The organism is Streptomyces sp. NPDC016469, from assembly GCF_040632905.1.
In the GTDB taxonomy this organism is placed as follows: domain Bacteria; phylum Actinomycetota; class Actinomycetes; order Streptomycetales; family Streptomycetaceae; genus Streptomyces.
On the sequence record NZ_JBEYCQ010000014.1, the window covers coordinates 147,456 to 161,817 of the forward strand.

12 protein-coding genes and 1 pseudogene are annotated in these 14,362 nt (G+C 74.0%); 7 read left to right on the forward strand and 6 right to left on the reverse strand.

The features are described 5' to 3' along the window. The first annotated feature begins 22 nt into the window (after positions 1 to 22). Positions 23 to 919, forward strand: coding sequence for a LysR family transcriptional regulator (locus ABZ565_RS18255; RefSeq protein ID WP_361027358.1), 897 nt, complete (start codon positions 23 to 25; stop codon positions 917 to 919). A gap of 1 nt (position 920) precedes the next feature. Here the strand turns inward: ABZ565_RS18255 and ABZ565_RS18260 are convergent, their stop codons facing one another. From ABZ565_RS18260 to ABZ565_RS18285, 6 genes and pseudogenes are all read right to left on the reverse strand, one after another. After that, complete coding sequence (locus ABZ565_RS18260; protein WP_361027361.1) at positions 921 to 1,904, reverse strand: hypothetical protein; 984 nt, start codon at positions 1,902 to 1,904, stop codon at positions 921 to 923. Further along, the gene (locus ABZ565_RS18265) at positions 1,897 to 2,451 is read right to left on the reverse strand and encodes a GAF domain-containing protein (RefSeq protein WP_361027364.1); all 555 of its coding nucleotides are present in this window, start codon (positions 2,449 to 2,451) and stop codon (positions 1,897 to 1,899) included. Before ABZ565_RS18265 ends, ABZ565_RS18260 begins: the two co-directional genes overlap by 8 nt. Continuing rightward, positions 2,435 to 3,310, reverse strand: a complete 876-nt coding sequence (locus ABZ565_RS18270) for a S8 family serine peptidase (protein WP_361027367.1) — start codon at positions 3,308 to 3,310, stop codon at positions 2,435 to 2,437. The genes ABZ565_RS18265 and ABZ565_RS18270 overlap by 17 nt, the downstream gene beginning before the upstream one ends. Then, the gene (locus ABZ565_RS18275; RefSeq protein ID WP_361027370.1) at positions 3,310 to 6,420 is read right to left on the reverse strand and encodes an AAA family ATPase; all 3,111 of its coding nucleotides are present in this window, start codon (positions 6,418 to 6,420) and stop codon (positions 3,310 to 3,312) included. Before ABZ565_RS18275 ends, ABZ565_RS18270 begins: the two co-directional genes overlap by 1 nt. Next, a complete protein-coding gene (locus tag ABZ565_RS18280) occupies positions 6,417 to 6,791 on the reverse strand; it encodes an aroma-sacti cluster domain-containing protein (protein ID WP_361027518.1) in 375 nt (124 codons plus the stop codon). The genes ABZ565_RS18275 and ABZ565_RS18280 overlap by 4 nt, the downstream gene beginning before the upstream one ends. A gap of 3 nt (positions 6,792 to 6,794) precedes the next feature. Beyond that, a pseudogene (locus ABZ565_RS18285) lies at positions 6,795 to 6,941 on the reverse strand (helix-turn-helix transcriptional regulator); the annotation flags it as partial. A 221-nt stretch (positions 6,942 to 7,162) separates the two neighbouring features. On the opposite strand from ABZ565_RS18285, the gene ABZ565_RS18290 reads away from it, so the two are divergent. The 6 genes from ABZ565_RS18290 (at position 7,163) to ABZ565_RS18315 (ending at position 14,327) form a co-directional block, all read left to right on the forward strand. Then, positions 7,163 to 7,360 carry an aroma-sacti cluster domain-containing protein gene (locus tag ABZ565_RS18290; protein WP_018100617.1) on the forward strand — a complete coding sequence of 66 codons (198 nt, stop codon included), beginning with the start codon at positions 7,163 to 7,165 and terminating at the stop codon, positions 7,358 to 7,360. Positions 7,361 to 7,456: 96 nt separating this feature from the next. Continuing rightward, positions 7,457 to 8,818 (forward strand): radical SAM protein, encoded by a 1,362-nt coding sequence (locus ABZ565_RS18295; RefSeq protein ID WP_361027374.1) that lies wholly within the window; start codon positions 7,457 to 7,459, stop codon positions 8,816 to 8,818. Next, positions 8,818 to 9,411, forward strand: coding sequence for a flavoprotein (locus tag ABZ565_RS18300; protein ID WP_361027377.1), 594 nt, complete (start codon positions 8,818 to 8,820; stop codon positions 9,409 to 9,411). Before ABZ565_RS18295 ends, ABZ565_RS18300 begins: the two co-directional genes overlap by 1 nt. Positions 9,412 to 9,434: 23 nt before the next feature. Next, positions 9,435 to 10,775 (forward strand): MFS transporter, encoded by a 1,341-nt coding sequence (locus ABZ565_RS18305; protein ID WP_361027380.1) that lies wholly within the window; start codon positions 9,435 to 9,437, stop codon positions 10,773 to 10,775. After that, on the forward strand, positions 10,772 to 12,973 hold the full coding sequence (locus ABZ565_RS18310; protein WP_361027383.1) for a radical SAM protein: 2,202 nt from the start codon (positions 10,772 to 10,774) through the stop codon (positions 12,971 to 12,973). Before ABZ565_RS18305 ends, ABZ565_RS18310 begins: the two co-directional genes overlap by 4 nt. Positions 12,974 to 13,100: 127 nt before the next feature. Beyond that, positions 13,101 to 14,327 carry an acetyl-CoA C-acetyltransferase gene (locus tag ABZ565_RS18315; protein WP_361027386.1) on the forward strand — a complete coding sequence of 409 codons (1,227 nt, stop codon included), beginning with the start codon at positions 13,101 to 13,103 and terminating at the stop codon, positions 14,325 to 14,327. Positions 14,328 to 14,362 lie beyond the last annotated feature (35 nt).

Genomic DNA, 14,362 nt, shown 5'->3' on the forward strand with positions numbered 1-14,362 from the left:
CGGACCCGGGGAGGGAGGCGGCATGGAGCTGCGCCACCTCGCCGCGTTCCTCGCCGTGGCGGAGGAACTGCACTTCGGCCGCGCCGCCAAACGGCTCCGGATGGCGCAGCCGCCGCTGAGTCAGCAGATCCGCCGCCTGGAGAAGGAGCTCGGCGTCCAGCTCTTCGAACGCAACACCCGCTCGGTGCGGCTCACCAGCGCGGGGGAGTCCTTCCTCCAGCCGGTGCGGACCGTGCTGGACGACCTGGACACGGCGGTACGGGCCGCCAGGGCGGCCGGACAGGGCGCGTACGGGAGGGTCCGCATCGGCTTCGCGGGCGCCTCCAGCCACGAGACGCTGCCTTTGCTGACCCGGGCGGTGCGGGCCGCCCACCCGGGCATCGAGCTCGTCATGACCGGCCAGACCTACGCCGACGTGGCGCTCGCCCGGGTCGCGGACGGCTCGCTCGACCTGGGATTCGTCCGGCTGCCGGTGACACGGCCGGGCGTCAGCTGCCGGGTGATCGACGAGGAGGAGCTGGTGTGCGCGCTGCCCCTCGACCACCCGCTCGCCGGCCGCTCCGAGATCCCGCTGGACGCGCTGGCCGGGGAGCCGTTCGTCGCGTTCCCCGCCAACACCGGCTCCACCGTGCGGGACGCGATGACCGAGGCGTGCGAGGCGGCCGGGTTCACCCCGCGCGTGGTGCAGGAGGCGCCGGACTCGTACACCATCCTGGCGCTGGTGGCGGCGGGTGTCGGGGTGACGCTGACCGTCACCTCGGTCCAGCACATCCAGCTCAGCGGCCTCGTCTACCGCCCGTTGGCCGGGCCGCCGATCCGGCGGCAGCCGGCGCTCGCCTGGCGGACGGACAACCCGTCGGCCGCCCTGCGCGCGGTGCTCGCCGTCGCGGAGCGGGCGCTGCCCACCCCGGTCCGCTGACTCAGCCGCCCCGGCCCGCCCCCAGAAAGGCGAGCAGGCTGACGGCCGCCGGGCGGGCGTCGCCGACGGCGGTCCGGTGGAGGTCCCGCACGGTCCGTACGACGGCCCGGGTCACCACGTCGGTACCGGCCTTGCGCTCGAACCAGTGCCAGTCGCCGTGGGCGTTCATCTCCAGGAACACGGGCTCCTCGTTGGCCCAGAGGAAGTCGAACGCCCCGTAGACGGCGCCGGAATCCCCGGCCAGGGCGCGCGCCGCCGACGCCACGGCGTCCGGAGGCCGGACCCGCCGTACCCGCACCTCGTCGGGGCGGGTCCAGATGTCCTCGGGCTGCTCCTTGGCCACCTCGAAGGCGTGCAGTTCGTCCCCGGCGAGGTAGACCCGGTACTCCGCGTCGTGCTCGACGTACTCCTGGACCACCACCGGTGTGCCGCGGGGGAGCCCCGGCACGCCGGCGAGCCGGTCGCGGTCCAGGACGCGCGGCAGGTACCAGGCGAGCCGGCCGGGCGCCGGCTCCACGTAGTGCCGGTCGAGCACCTTGAGTACGTACCGCTCGGCGGGGAGCAGCCCGGCCGCGTCCGCGGGGTCGGTGGTGACCAGCCCGCGCGGAACGCGCACGCCGAGTGCCCGCGCCCGGTCCCGCTGCACCAGCTGCCCCGGGTCGGCCGCGCCGATGGCGGCCGGGGAGGCGAGGGCCAGCTGCTGGGCCAGCGCGGCCCACGCGTCCCGGTAGACCATCCGCCCGCCGGCCGCCCCGGCCAGGGGCGCGGCCCGCAGCGAGAAGTGGCGCAGCCAGGTCACCGTGGGGGTGAACCGGTGCCCGTCCAGGGTCAGTACGCCGTCCGGCCCGTGGACCGCCCGGACGTCCGCCAGGCGGTCCGCGTCGAGCCGGTGCACCGGCACACCGATCCGCCGCAGCAGGGCGGCCGCCTCGGTGGCCTCGCCGTCGCCGCGTCTGCTGAGGAGCAGGACGCAGCGCTCAGCCATGGGTCGGGGCCAGCAGCGATTCCGCCATTTCCAGGAGCCGCAGCGCCTTGTCGGAACGGTTGGTGGGTTCGGCGGCGCGCAGCCGGGTGAGGAGTTCCAGGCCGATCGCGGCCTGGTCGGCGAGCAGGCCGAGCAGCTCGACGTCGGCCATCTCCCGTACGCCGCCCGCTCCCCGGTCCAGCACCTCCAGGACCCCGACGCACTCGTCGTCGCCGAACAGCGGCGCGGCCATGATGCTGTCGGGCACGTACCCGGTGGAGGCGGCGGCCTCGCCCGAGAAGTGCCGCGACTCGCGCAGGTCGTCCACGAGCATCGACTGACCGGAGGCGGCGACCCAGCCCGCGATGCCGGTCCCCGCCGGGAACCGCGTACCGACCAACTGGCCGTCGCCCTCACCGGCCACGGCCTCGAAGACCAGGTCGCCGGTCTCCGGATCGATGAGGAAGATCGAGGAGGCCGCCGCGCCGAAGGCGTGGCGCGCGACTTCCACGACGGACTGCAGCAGGCGGCGCTCCACGGGCGTCGCGGCGTCAACGGGTTTCGTCATGCGCACCTCCAAGTCGACCGGTGGTGTTCCCGGCGCAGAGGAACAGCACCGTCTTCAGCTGGAACGGCGTGAGCCAGGGGTGCTTGCCGAGGATCAGCGCGCACAGGCCCGAGATGTGCGGCGCGGCGAAGCTGTTGCCGGTCGAGCGGATGGTGCCGCCACCGGGCCACGCCACGGGCACACGCACCCCGCGCGCGTGGAACTCCACGGGCGGCGAGGGGTTGTAGTAGTACGTCATCGGGTCGTCCTCGTCGTGGCTCGCGACGGAGATCACCGAGGAGAACGACCAGGGATAGCTGGGCACCGGCCGGTTGTGCGCGGAGACGACGAGCGCGCACCGGCGGAAGTAGGCCCGGTCGGCGAGCTCGTGGAGCTGAGCGGTCAGGGCGGGCCGGGTCGTCGCCAGACTCAGGTTGATGACGTCGAAGTTCTGCTCGATGGCCCATGAGAGACCGGCGATGAGGGCCGGGCCGCTGCCGGTCTTCCCGTCGGTCAGCACCTGGACGGACGAGACCGAGACCCCGGGCGCGACGGACCGGATCACCCCGGCGCAGGCGGTGCCGTGTCCGGCGCGGTCGGTGGCCTCGCACGGCAGCATCCGCACCTCGCCGCCCTCGTCCGGCACGGCCGTCACGGCGAGGTCGACCGGGCCGACCATCGGATGACCGCCCTCGACCCCGCTGTCCACGACGCACACCCGGACCCCGGAACCGTCGGCGCCGCCCCAGGCCCACTCGGGCGAGACCGACTCCATGGGGACGGACGAGAACCCCTCCGCCGTCTGCTCCCGGGTCGCCCCCCAGGCCGGGACGCCCGGGGTGTAGGCCCTCGGAGGCCGTCTCCAGGGCGGATCGCTCATCACTTCTCCTCCAGCTCGGCCAGCCACGCCCGCACCGTCCGGGCGGGGAGTACGGCCTCCTTCGCCGTCAGCGCGGCCAGCGCGCGCCCGGCCGCGCGCCGGGCACGCACCGGTTCGCCCACGGCGTCCAGCACCCGGGCCGCCTCGGACCAGACGTCACCGATGAGGCACGGGTCGTCGGTGCCGTCCACGGCGGCGGTGGCGCGCTCGGCGTCCCCGACCGCCTCCCCGTACGCCCCGGCCCGCGCCCGCACCCGCGCCCGCAGGACCAGCCGGACGGCCCGGGTACGCGTCTCCGCCGGCGGGTCCGCGGGCGGCTCGGTGAGTTCGGGCGCGTCGAGGAGGCCGTCGGTCCCGGCCCGGAACCGCTCACGGGCCGCGTACAGCCGCAGGGTGGCCGCGGTCCGGGTCTGCCCCAGTGCGGCGAGCCCGTCCGCCGCCGCCGCGTAATGGCCGGCGGCCGCCGGGTGCGCGCCGGCCAGGGACTCCACGAACCCCGCCGTCTGGTCGGCCGCCAGGGTGCCGAGGGCCAGCGCGAGGTCGTCGCAGTGGACGCGGACCAGCGCGATGTCCTCGCGGGCCGCGTCCACCCGGTCCGACAGGGCCAGGTGCCGCGCCCGGGTCAGCAGGACCGGCACCAGCAGACTCCGGTCGCCGTCGAACCGCCGGACCAGGTCCTCGCAGAGCGCGATGGCCTGGCCGAGCGGGGTGGGCGACCACTGCGTCAGCTCGCAGATCGACGCCAGGATGCGGTTCCCCTCATAAGGGTCGCCGAGGCCGTGCGCCCGGGAGAGCGCGTCGCGCATGGCGCTCTCCGCCGCGCCGGTCCGGCCCTCGGCGAAGCTCCGCAGCGAGGACAGCTGATGCAGCCTGCACCAGCTCAGGTCGTCCGCCGCACCGGGCGCGGCAGCCCCGGTGCCCGGCCCGTACGGGACGCCGGCGGGCACCGGGCCGCCCGAGCGCAGGGCGATCAGCTGCCGCAGGATGGCGCAGGTGTCCCGGGTCGGGACGTCGTCGGCGCTCCTGCGCTCCGCCTCGGCCACGGCCCGCCGGGCGCTGTCCCAACGGCCCAGAGCCGCATACGCGTCGGTGATGCGGGCGGCCAGCACCCGGTGCTGGGGATCGCCGTCCGGGGTGAGGCCGCGGCCGCGCTCCATCAGGGAGACGGCGGCGGGCAGGTCACGGCGGTGCAGCGCCCGATAGCCGGTGGCCACCAGGGCGCGGGCCGCGCGGCCGGTCAGCGCGGGCAGCCCCGGGTCACCCGGGTCCGCCTCGGACAGCAGCCGGCACGCGGACTCCAGGTGGTGCGCGAGGTCGCCCTCCGCGGCCGGGCGCGGCGCCCGCCCGTCGAGCCGGTCGGCGAGCACGGTGTGCCAGGCCGCGCGCCGGGCCTTCGAGGTCATCTCGTACAGGGTGTCCCGGGCAAGGACGCGGGTGAACCGGTAGGCGCCGGGCGGCCCGTACAGGTGGATCACCCGGGAGCGCAGGAGCCGGTTCAGCGCGTCGTCCAACGCCCCGCCGGCCAGGGCCGGTTCGTCCTCGGCGAGCGCGCGCACGTCGCCGGCCGTGAACGACCCGCCCACCCCCGCGGCCCGTTCGAGCACGGCCCGGTCGGTGGCCGGCAGCCGGTCCAGCCAGGCGGTCAGCAGGACCCGGATCGACGTGGGGACACCCTGGTCCACCGACCGGGGACCGGACCGGTTCTCCAGCAGCAGTTCGGCGAACAGCGGATTGCCGTCGCACTCCCGGACGACCCGGGCCAGCTCGTCGACGGTGGCGACCGCCTCCTGCGCCGCGACCTCCGCCCGGTCCGCGAGCAGCCCCACCAGCCGCTCGGTGTGGGCGCGGGGCAGCGGGTCGAGGTGCAGCACGAGGTCCCCGCCGGACGGTGCCGCGGCCTCGTTCCTGGCCACCCTGACGACCAGCACCTCCGCGTCCCGGATCCCCTCGCACAGATCGGCGACCATGCCGGCGAGCGTCGGCTGCGCCCACTGGAAGTCCTCCAGGACCAGGATCACGGCGGCGCCCCGGCCCAGGGCCTCCAGCAGCCGCCGGAACGCCCATCCGATCTCCTCGACGCTCACCGGGAGCCCGTCCCCGGTGCGGATGCCCAGGGCCGCGGCGAGCGCGGTGACGGCGCGGTCGGCGCTCGGGCGCAGCGCCTCCAGCGCGCTCCGCGCCTGCTCCCAGCCGCCGGGCAGCGACCAGACCGCGTCGGCCAGCGGGCGGTGGGCGAGCCCGGCACCGTACGCCTGGCAGCCGGCCCGCAGCACGACGGCCCCCTCCGCGCCGTGCCTCGCCAGGAACTCCCGCACCAGGCGGGACTTCCCGATGCCCGGGGGACCGGTGACCGTGACGGGACGGCTGCGGCGCTCGCGGCGGACCGCCTGGAACTCACGCAGCAGCGCGGCAAGGTCGGCGTCCCGCCCGACGAGGGGCACCAGATCCTCCTGGCTCGCGCCCTCGGCGACCGACAGGGCCCGCCAGGCGGCGACCGGTTCGCGCTTGCCCTTCACCCGCAGCGGTGCGACGGCCTCCATGCGGACCCGGCCGCCGACCAGCCCGGCCGTCTCCTCACCGATCAGGATCTCGTGCGGCCCGGCGTGCGACTGGAGGCGGGCGGCGGTGTGCACGACGTCCCCGACCACCCGGGCCGCGCCGCCGAGCACCCCCGCCACCACGGCCTCTCCCGAGGCGATCCCGCAGTGGATGTCCAGCCGCACCCCGGGACCGGTCGCGATGGCCGCCACGGACTCGCGGACGGCGCAGGCCGCCCGGACCGCGTGCAGCGCGTCGTCCTCATGGGTGACGAACGCCCCGAAGACGGCCATCACCGCGTCGCCGATGAACTTCTCGACCACACCGCCGTGTTCGGTGACCGCCGTGGTGCAGGCGCGGTAGTACCGGTCCATCGTGCGCCGCAGCGCCTCGGGGTCCAGGGTCTCGGCCAGCACGGTCGAGCCGACGAGGTCGATGAAGACCGCCGTGACGATTCTGCGGCTGTCCGACGACGGCGCCCCCGCGACCACCGGTGTGCCGCACTCGGGGCAGAACCGGGCCCCGTCCGGCACCGCGGCCCGGCAGCCGCCGCACCGCGCGGCCGCGTTCACAGGAGCTTGATGTCCTGTCCCTCCACCTCACCGGACACGGCTTCCAGCCGCTCCTTGACGGAGTTGAGGACCTGGACCTCGTGCTCGCTGAGCCCCGAGAGGACCGAGCGCTGCTCGACCGCCAGCAGGTCCACCGGGTGGCCGGCCTCACGTAGTGCGTGCAGGGCGTCGAAGGTCATGGCTACCGGTACCTCGTTCCCGTAGTGCGGCCAGTCGAGCGTGACGCCGGCCGGTCCGATCGAGCACTCCGCGACCGCTGCCGCCAGGGCGCCGACGGTCTCGGGAGCCTCCTGCCGCTTCCGCTCGTCGGCGGGCAGCGGCGGCCAGATCCCCTGGACCAGAACACCCTGGGCGTACAGCCGCGCAATCATTTCCGTACGGTTGGACGCGCCCGTTCTTCGGAGCATGTTGCATAAGTGGGCCGCCACCGTGTGCGGGCTGATGCAGAGAGCTTCGGCGATATCCCGGTTCGAGGAGCCGGCGGCCACGAGCGAAGCGATCAGAATTTCACGCCTGGTCAAACCCTTTACCCCTCATTTCGGTGAGCAAAGCATGGGCCGGCACGGGGATTTCCTCACTCCCGGGGTCAGAGTAGCTGCGGGTCATGTTCCGGACAAGAACGCCTTGAGCGGGATCTCCCGCCCACCGGATTCATAGTCGATCGAGGGATGTGAAGCCGGGGAGCGCCGGAGCAGCCTTGCCGTTGCACCAGCCCGTGACCGTCTCCACGAAGGAGTGACCCATGTCGCAAGCACCCCTCGACGCCCTGCGCAGCGCCGGCACCCCGGTCGACCTGCTGTCGGACTCCGAGCGCGAGATCTTCAACGGCCTCAGCCCGGACGAGGTCGCGGTCCTCGGCTCGATCCAGGCCCGGCTCAACGCCGTGTCCGCCGCGGTCGAGGGCCAGGTGAACGACAACCAGGTCAACGTTCTCTGCTGATACCGGCTCCGGTGGGTCCGGCGGCACCGGCCGCCGGACCCACCGGAGACGACGCGCCCGACCGCCGTGCGTCCGGACACCCAGTGGAGCGTGAAGATGGACCAAGTCAGCAGATACCTGGTGCTGAGCGACCGCGCGTACGCCGACACCACCGGCGTCCCGGTACGGCTCGCCTACGGCACCCGCACCGCGAGCACCGTGGCGGTCGACCTTCACACCGCGCGGGCACTGGAGGCCGGTGACGCCGCCGCGATCAGCCCCGCCTGGACCGGCACCCTGCGCGCGGCCGGGCTGCTCGTACCGGCCGGCGAGGACGAGCTGGCCACCGTGCTCGACCGCAACCGGCGCGCCTCGGCGGACCGTTCGGCGGTGCACATCGCCCTGTTGCCGACCTCCTACTGCAACATGGGCTGCGCCTACTGCGGCCAGGAGCACACCCGGGGCGGCCTCTCCCGCAACCACCGCAGCCGGGTGCACGACCGCGTACTGCGCGCCGTGACGGCCCCGGAGACCCGCAGCGCCCGCATCGACTGGTTCGGGGCCGAACCGATGATGGGCTACGCGGTCATCCGCGACCTCGCCCCCCGGTTCGTCGCCGCCGCGGCCGAGCGCGGGGTCGCCTACTCCTCGGTGATCGTCACCAACGGATCCCTCCTCACCCCCGCGAAAATCAACACGCTCATCCGCTCCTGCGGCGTCACCCATTTCGAGATCACGATCGACGGGCCGCCGGAAATACACGACGAACACCGGCCGCTGAAAAGCGGACGCGGATCTTTCTGGAACATCGTGCGCGCCGTGCGTTCCGTACTCGACGAACCGGATCTCGGCCCCACGCATTTCTCGTTCCGGACGAATGTCGATGTGCACAACCAGGACTCCGTTCCCCGCTATGTCGAGCTGATGGCGGAGCTGGGATTCAGCCATCCGCGCGTCTCCTTCTCGATCCGTCCCGTGCACTCGTGGGGAAACGACGTATCGGCGATCGAGGTGTCCAAACAGGGCTTCGCCGACCGCGAGACGGGGTGGCTCAGGCTGCTCACCGAGCACGGGCTGCACACGCAGCTGCTGCCGACCGACGTGCACAAGGTCCTGTGCCCCGCCACGACCCGCTCGTCCGAGATCATCAGCAGCACCGGCAACATCTTCTCGTGCAGCGAGTACCCCCTCGTCCCCGAGGCCGAGCGCACCCTCGCGCTGACGCACATCGACCGGGCGGGCACCGAACCGGTCCGGCCGCTGGGCCCCTTCGACGGCTGGAACGACGAGATCGCCGAGGGCACCACCTGGTGCAAGGGCTGCGTCTTCATGCCCACCTGCGGCGGCTCCTGCCCCAAGGCGTGGCAAGAGGGCCATCCGCCCTGCCCCTCCTACAAGTACAACGTCCAGGACCGGTTCGACCTCATCGCCGCCGAATGCGGTCTGCGCGTGGCCGGTGAGCCCGCCGGGGCCCGGTGATGACGGCGGAGACGGGCCCGGACGCCCCGCGCCGGCTGCTCATCGGGGTCTGCGGCTCCGGCAACGTACTCGCCGTTCCGCAGTACCTCATGGCCCTGCGCACCGGCCTCGGACCCGGCGTCGAGATCCGCATGGCCATGACCCGCTCCGCCGCCGCGCTGATCCCGGCCGCGACCATGCGGCTGCTGTGCCGGGACGTCTACTGCGACGGCGAGGACGAACTGACGATCGGTCATGTCGCCCCCGCCGTCTGGGCGGACCGGTTCGTCGTCCTGCCCGCCACCGCCAACATGCTCGGCCAGGCCGCCAACGGACTCGCCTCCGGACTCCTCAGTTCCGCCCTGCTCGCCCATGAACGCCCGGTGGTGTTCTTCCCGAGCATGAACAGCCTGATGTGGGAGCGCCCCGCCGTCCGCCGCAACGTGGACCGGCTGCGCGCGGACGGCCACGCCGTCGTGGACCCGGTGCCCGCCGCCGGCTGGCAGATCGCCGCGGGCGACGTGCGCAAGAACCTCGGGCTGCCGCCGCCCGCTACCGTGACGGCGGTGATCGGCGAGTTCCTGGACATGCCGGTCGGCCCACTCGGCGGCTGAACCCACCAGCAGAAGGAGGAGACGTGGCAGCAGCCGGACAGAGGCTCCGTACGGCACTGACGGGCGGACCCATGTCCGTGCGCGGCTTCCGGCTGCTGCTCGCCGGACAGCTCTCCTCCACGGTCGGCGACTACTGCTACGCCGTCGCGCTGCCCTGGCTGATCCTCTCCGGCGACGGCGGCCCGGTCCTGCTCGGCACGGTTCTGGCCTGCTACGGCATCCCCCGCGTCGTCACCATTCCGCTGGGCGGGGTGGTGGCCGACCGGATCGGCGGCCGGCGGGTCATGCTCATGGCCGACCTGGTGCGCGCCGCGGCCGTCGGCATCCTCGCGGTGCTCGCCTCGGCCGGGACCCCGACCCTGGGCCAGCTCGCCCCCATCGCCGTCGTCCTGGGCGCCTGCTCCGGCATGTTCATCCCCGCCTCGTACACCCTCCTGCCCGCCCTGCTGCGCAAGGAGGACCTCGGCCGGGGCAACGCCCTGTCGACCATGGTCAACCAGGTCGGCGGGCTCCTCGGACCCACCGCGGGCGGCGCCCTGGTGGCGGCCTTCGACGCGGGCCCGGCGCTCACGGTCGACGCCGCGTCCTTCCTCGTGTCGGCGCTGGTCCTCGCCCGGATACGCACCGGCGCGGACGCGCCGGAACACGACGGGCCCGACGCCACCGACGAGGCCCCGGTCCGCAAGGTGTCCTTTCCCGAACTGCTGCGCCACGGAAGGCTGCTGCACGTCGTGCTGGTGGTGGCCCTCGTCTGCAACCTGGCCTTCAACGGCACGATCGAGGTGGCGCTGCCCGAACTGGCCCACCAGGGCATGGGCGCCACCGGCTACGGAATCCTGCTGACCTGCCTGAGCCTGGGCGGTCTGGCCGGCTCCCTGGTCGCCGCCCGCAGCCGTCCGATGCAGTCGCCGGCCTACCTGTTCGCCGCGCTCGCGGTCGTCATGGGCATCGCCCTGGCCACCGTCCCGTACGCCGGGGGCCTGGCCGGTGCCGCGGTGTGCGTCTGCGTGTACGCCCTGGCCAGCGGCTGGCAGAACATCGTCGTGGTGACGATGCTCCAGGTCTGGGCGCCGTCCGCGCTCATCGGCCGGGTGATGAGCCTGGTCATGCTGGCCGTCATGGGCACCTTCCCGGTCTCCGTCGCGGTGGCCGGCTTCGGGGTACGCCATCTCGGCGCGGCCCCCTTCTTCCCGGTGGCGGGCGGGGCCATCGCCCTCACCGTGCTGGGCGCGCTCACCCAGCGGGTGTTCCGCGAGCACCGCGCCGACACCGAGTACGCCCCGCCGGTCCCCGTACCCGCCGGGGCGCCGGCCGCCCGCTCCACGCATCCAGGGCAGGACAACAGTCAGGAGTCACAGCGATGAGCGTGTTCGTCCCGTTGGGCAGCCCGCGGTTCGAGGACGGGCCGGACCACGGCCCGCGGCCGGGCCGGGGCACCGGCGACACCGCGTACCTGCTGATCAACCCGCCGGTGACCGACCCGACGACCGCTTACCACTCGATCCCGTACCTCGTGGGCGCCGCCAGGGCGGCCGGCCACACCGAGTACGCCTGCGTGGACGCCAATCTCGACGCCTTCACCTATCTCGCCGACCCCGTACGCTTCGGCGCCGCCCTCACGGCCGCCCGGACCCTGCGCACCGAGATCGAGGCCAGGTCCGGCGCCCCCCGCCGCCACGACGAGATCCGCTACCGGCAGGCCCTGGCCGCCGAGGGCCTGACCGCCACCTCGGCGCGCGACGCAATCCGTGTGTTCCAGGACCCCGAGCTCTTCTACCACCCCCCGACCTACGCGCAGGCGGTCGCGGTGACGAGCCGGTGGTGGGAGCTGATCGCCCTGGAGATGCCGCCCGGCGCGGCGGACGGCTTCTCGATGCGGGTGAAGTCCGCCGTCAACCTGTGCAGCACGGCGGACCTGTCCGACCCCGAGGTCCCGGCGGCCGTGGCCCGCCCCTTCGAGGGCTACTTCGCCGACGAGTTCGTCCCGAAGCTGCGCGAACGCCCCTGGGCGGTGGTGGGGCTCTCGGTCAACTACACCAGCCAGCTGCCCGTCGCCCTGCGGATGGCCCGCCTGGTCCGGACCGTGCTGCCCGACACGGTGATCGTCTTCGGCGGCACCGAGGTCGGCGACGTGGTCAAGTACGCATCCGACCCGGCGGCGGCGTGGCGGGTCTTCCAGGACGCCGACCTGATCGTCCCGGGCGAGGGCGAGAGCGCCCTGATCGGCATCCTCGACGCCGTCGGGAACGGCGCGGTCCGGGGCGGTGACGCCTTCGAGCGCATCGGCGGCGTGATGACCAGGAGCCGGCCGGACCCCGTCATCGCGTACAGCAGCGTGGCGACGCTCGACTCCCCCGCGTACGACGTGTGGGACTGGGACCGGTACTGGTCGCCCGAACCGGTGATCCTCTACAGCCCGACCCGGGGGTGCTACTGGAACAAGTGCACCTTCTGCGACTACGGCCTCAACACCGACCGGCCGACCTCGCCCTCCCGGGAACGCCCCGTCGCCGCCGTCCTCGACGACCTGCGGGAGGTGAGCCGCTACGGCAGGACGCTCTACTTCGCGGTGGACGCCATGTCCCCGCGCTATCTGCGCACCCTCGCCGCCGCCCTCGCCGCATCCTCCCTCGACCTGCGGTGGTCCGCCGAACTGCGGCTGGAGCGGACGTTTCCCAAGCGCGCCGTCGGCGGACTCCTCGCGGCGTCCGGCTGCGTCGCGGTCTCCTTCGGCTACGAGTCGGGCAGCCAGCGGGTCCTCGACCTCATCGACAAGGGGGTGAGGATCGACGCCGTCCCGGACGTCCTGGCCGAGCTGGCGCGCAACGGCATCGCCGCGCAGATGATGGGCTTCACCGGCTTCCCCGGCGAGACCCGGGACGAGGCGCTGGAGACGTACGAGTTCCTCCACCACCACGAGAAGCTGTGGACGACCGCGGGCATCGGCCTGTTCGCGCTGACCCCCGGCTCCATCGTCGCCAAGGACCCCGACCGGTTCGGCGTCGACCTCCTGCCCACCTCCGCCTCCGACGACATCCGGCGCTATGTGCCCTGGCGCGACCGCCGGTCCGGCGAGGTGCACTGGCCGGAGGCCGAGGACCCCCGCATCCCGCGCGCATACAGTGCCGGCTTCCGCAGGACCAGCTTCGACCGCCCCTTCGTCGGCGGCATCGACGCCGCGCACACCCTGCTCTACCACGCCCGATTCGGCCGGGGACTGATGCCCGAGGCCCCCGAGGGCCCCGGCCGCGACGAGGAACCCCGCGTCCGCCTGGTCGAGGAACCGGTGGTGACCGTCCCGTTCGCCTCCATCGAGGGGCTGACCGGGGTCGCCGACCTGATGGCGCAGGTCAGCCGCCGCAGCCGGGAGCACCTGGACACCACGTCCGGCGGCTACCGGGAATGGCTCGACGGCACCGGCACGGCCCGCCCCGGCTCCTGCGGCGTCCTCGTCCTCGCCCACGGCGACCTGGTGGAGGTGCCCGCCGGTGTGGACTTCGGCGCGGACAACGCCGTGACCCGCGCCCTGCGCCTGATGCTCTCGACGCAGGCCCGCGCCTGAGGCGGCGGCGGGGGATTGAGACGCCGGGCGTCTCGGTTCCGGGGAAACTGGGTATTGGACCGGTCACGCCGCCGGGTGCGAGGGTCGTTCCAGACCCTCGCACTCCGTCCCCCGGAAAGGCCCCGCCGTGCCCGACGCCCTCGATGTCGTGATCTGCGAACCGCTGCGCACCCCCATCGGCCGCTTCGGCGGGGTGTTCGCCGGGGAGAAGCCGGCCGCCCTCGCGGCCCGCGTGATCGCCGAGGTCGTCGCCCGGACCGGCATCGACCCCGACCGGGTGGACGAGGTGATCCTCGGCCACTCCTACCCGTCGGCCGAGGCCCCCGCGATCGGCCGGGTCGCCGCCCTGGACGCCGGGCTCCCGCAGTCGGTGACCGGCCTCCAGACCGACCGCCGCTGCGGCTCCGGGCTCCAGGCGGTCCTGGACGCGGCGATGCAGATCCGGGCCGGGTTCAGCGAGGTCGTCATCGCGGGCGGCGTCGACGTGATGAGCGGCGCCCCGTACTACACGCACGACGGGCGCTGGGGCATCAAGGGCCCCGGCCTCCAGCTCCACGACGCGCTCGCCCGGGGCCGGGTCACCGCGGGCGGCGTCCACCATCCGGTCCCCGGCGGCATGATCGAGACCGCCGAGAACCTGCGCCGCGCCTACGGGATCAGCCGCGAGGACCAGGACGCGCTGGCCCTGCGCTCGCAGAAGCGGGCGGGACGGGCGGCTGCCGAGGGCCGGTACGAGAAGGAGACCGTGCCCGTCACCGTGAAGACCCGGAAGGGCGAGACGGTCGTCTCCGCCGACGAGCACCCCCGCCCCGACACCACCGCCGAGCAGCTGGCCGCGCTCCGCCCGGTGATGCTGAAGTCCGACCCGGAGGCCACCGTCACCGCGGGCAACGCCAGCGGCCAGAACGACGCGGCAGCCGCCTGCCTGGTGACGAGCGCCGCCACCGCCGAACGCCTCGGCCTCACCCCGCTCGTCCGGCTGGTCTCCTTCGCCCGCGCCGGGGTGCCCGCCGCGACCATGGGCCTCGGGCCCGTCCCCGCGACCCGGGCCGCGCTCGGCCGCGCCGGGCTCACCCTCGACGACCTCGACCTGATCGAGCTGAACGAGGCGTTCGCCGCCCAGGTCCTGGCCTGCACCCGCGAGATGGGCCTCGGCGAGAAGGACCACGAGGAGCGGATCAACGTGAACGGCTCCGGCGTCTCACTGGGCCACCCCGTCGGCGCGACCGGCGCCCGCATCCTCGCCACGCTCACCCGCGAGCTGCACCGCCGCGAGGCCCGCTACGGCCTGGAGACGATGTGCATCGGCGGCGGCCAGGGCCTCGCGGCGGTCTTCGAGCGCGTGACGGCGTGAGAGCCGAGGGGCGCGGGAAACCGCCGCGCGCTGGG

Coding starts and splice junctions, on each gene's coding strand:
- ABZ565_RS18260 (WP_361027361.1), bottom strand. CDS start 1,904: ATGGCTGAGCGCTGCGTCCTGCTCCTCAGCAGACGCGGCGACGGCGAG.
- ABZ565_RS18265 (WP_361027364.1), bottom strand. CDS start 2,451: ATGACGAAACCCGTTGACGCCGCGACGCCCGTGGAGCGCCGCCTGCTG.
- ABZ565_RS18255 (WP_361027358.1), top strand. CDS start 23: ATGGAGCTGCGCCACCTCGCCGCGTTCCTCGCCGTGGCGGAGGAACTG.
- ABZ565_RS18280 (WP_361027518.1), bottom strand. CDS start 6,791: ATGATTGCGCGGCTGTACGCCCAGGGTGTTCTGGTCCAGGGGATCTGG.
- ABZ565_RS18295 (WP_361027374.1), top strand. CDS start 7,457: ATGGACCAAGTCAGCAGATACCTGGTGCTGAGCGACCGCGCGTACGCC.
- ABZ565_RS18270 (WP_361027367.1), bottom strand. CDS start 3,310: ATGAGCGATCCGCCCTGGAGACGGCCTCCGAGGGCCTACACCCCGGGC.
- ABZ565_RS18300 (WP_361027377.1), top strand. CDS start 8,818: ATGACGGCGGAGACGGGCCCGGACGCCCCGCGCCGGCTGCTCATCGGG.
- ABZ565_RS18310 (WP_361027383.1), top strand. CDS start 10,772: ATGAGCGTGTTCGTCCCGTTGGGCAGCCCGCGGTTCGAGGACGGGCCG.
- ABZ565_RS18290 (WP_018100617.1), top strand. CDS start 7,163: ATGTCGCAAGCACCCCTCGACGCCCTGCGCAGCGCCGGCACCCCGGTC.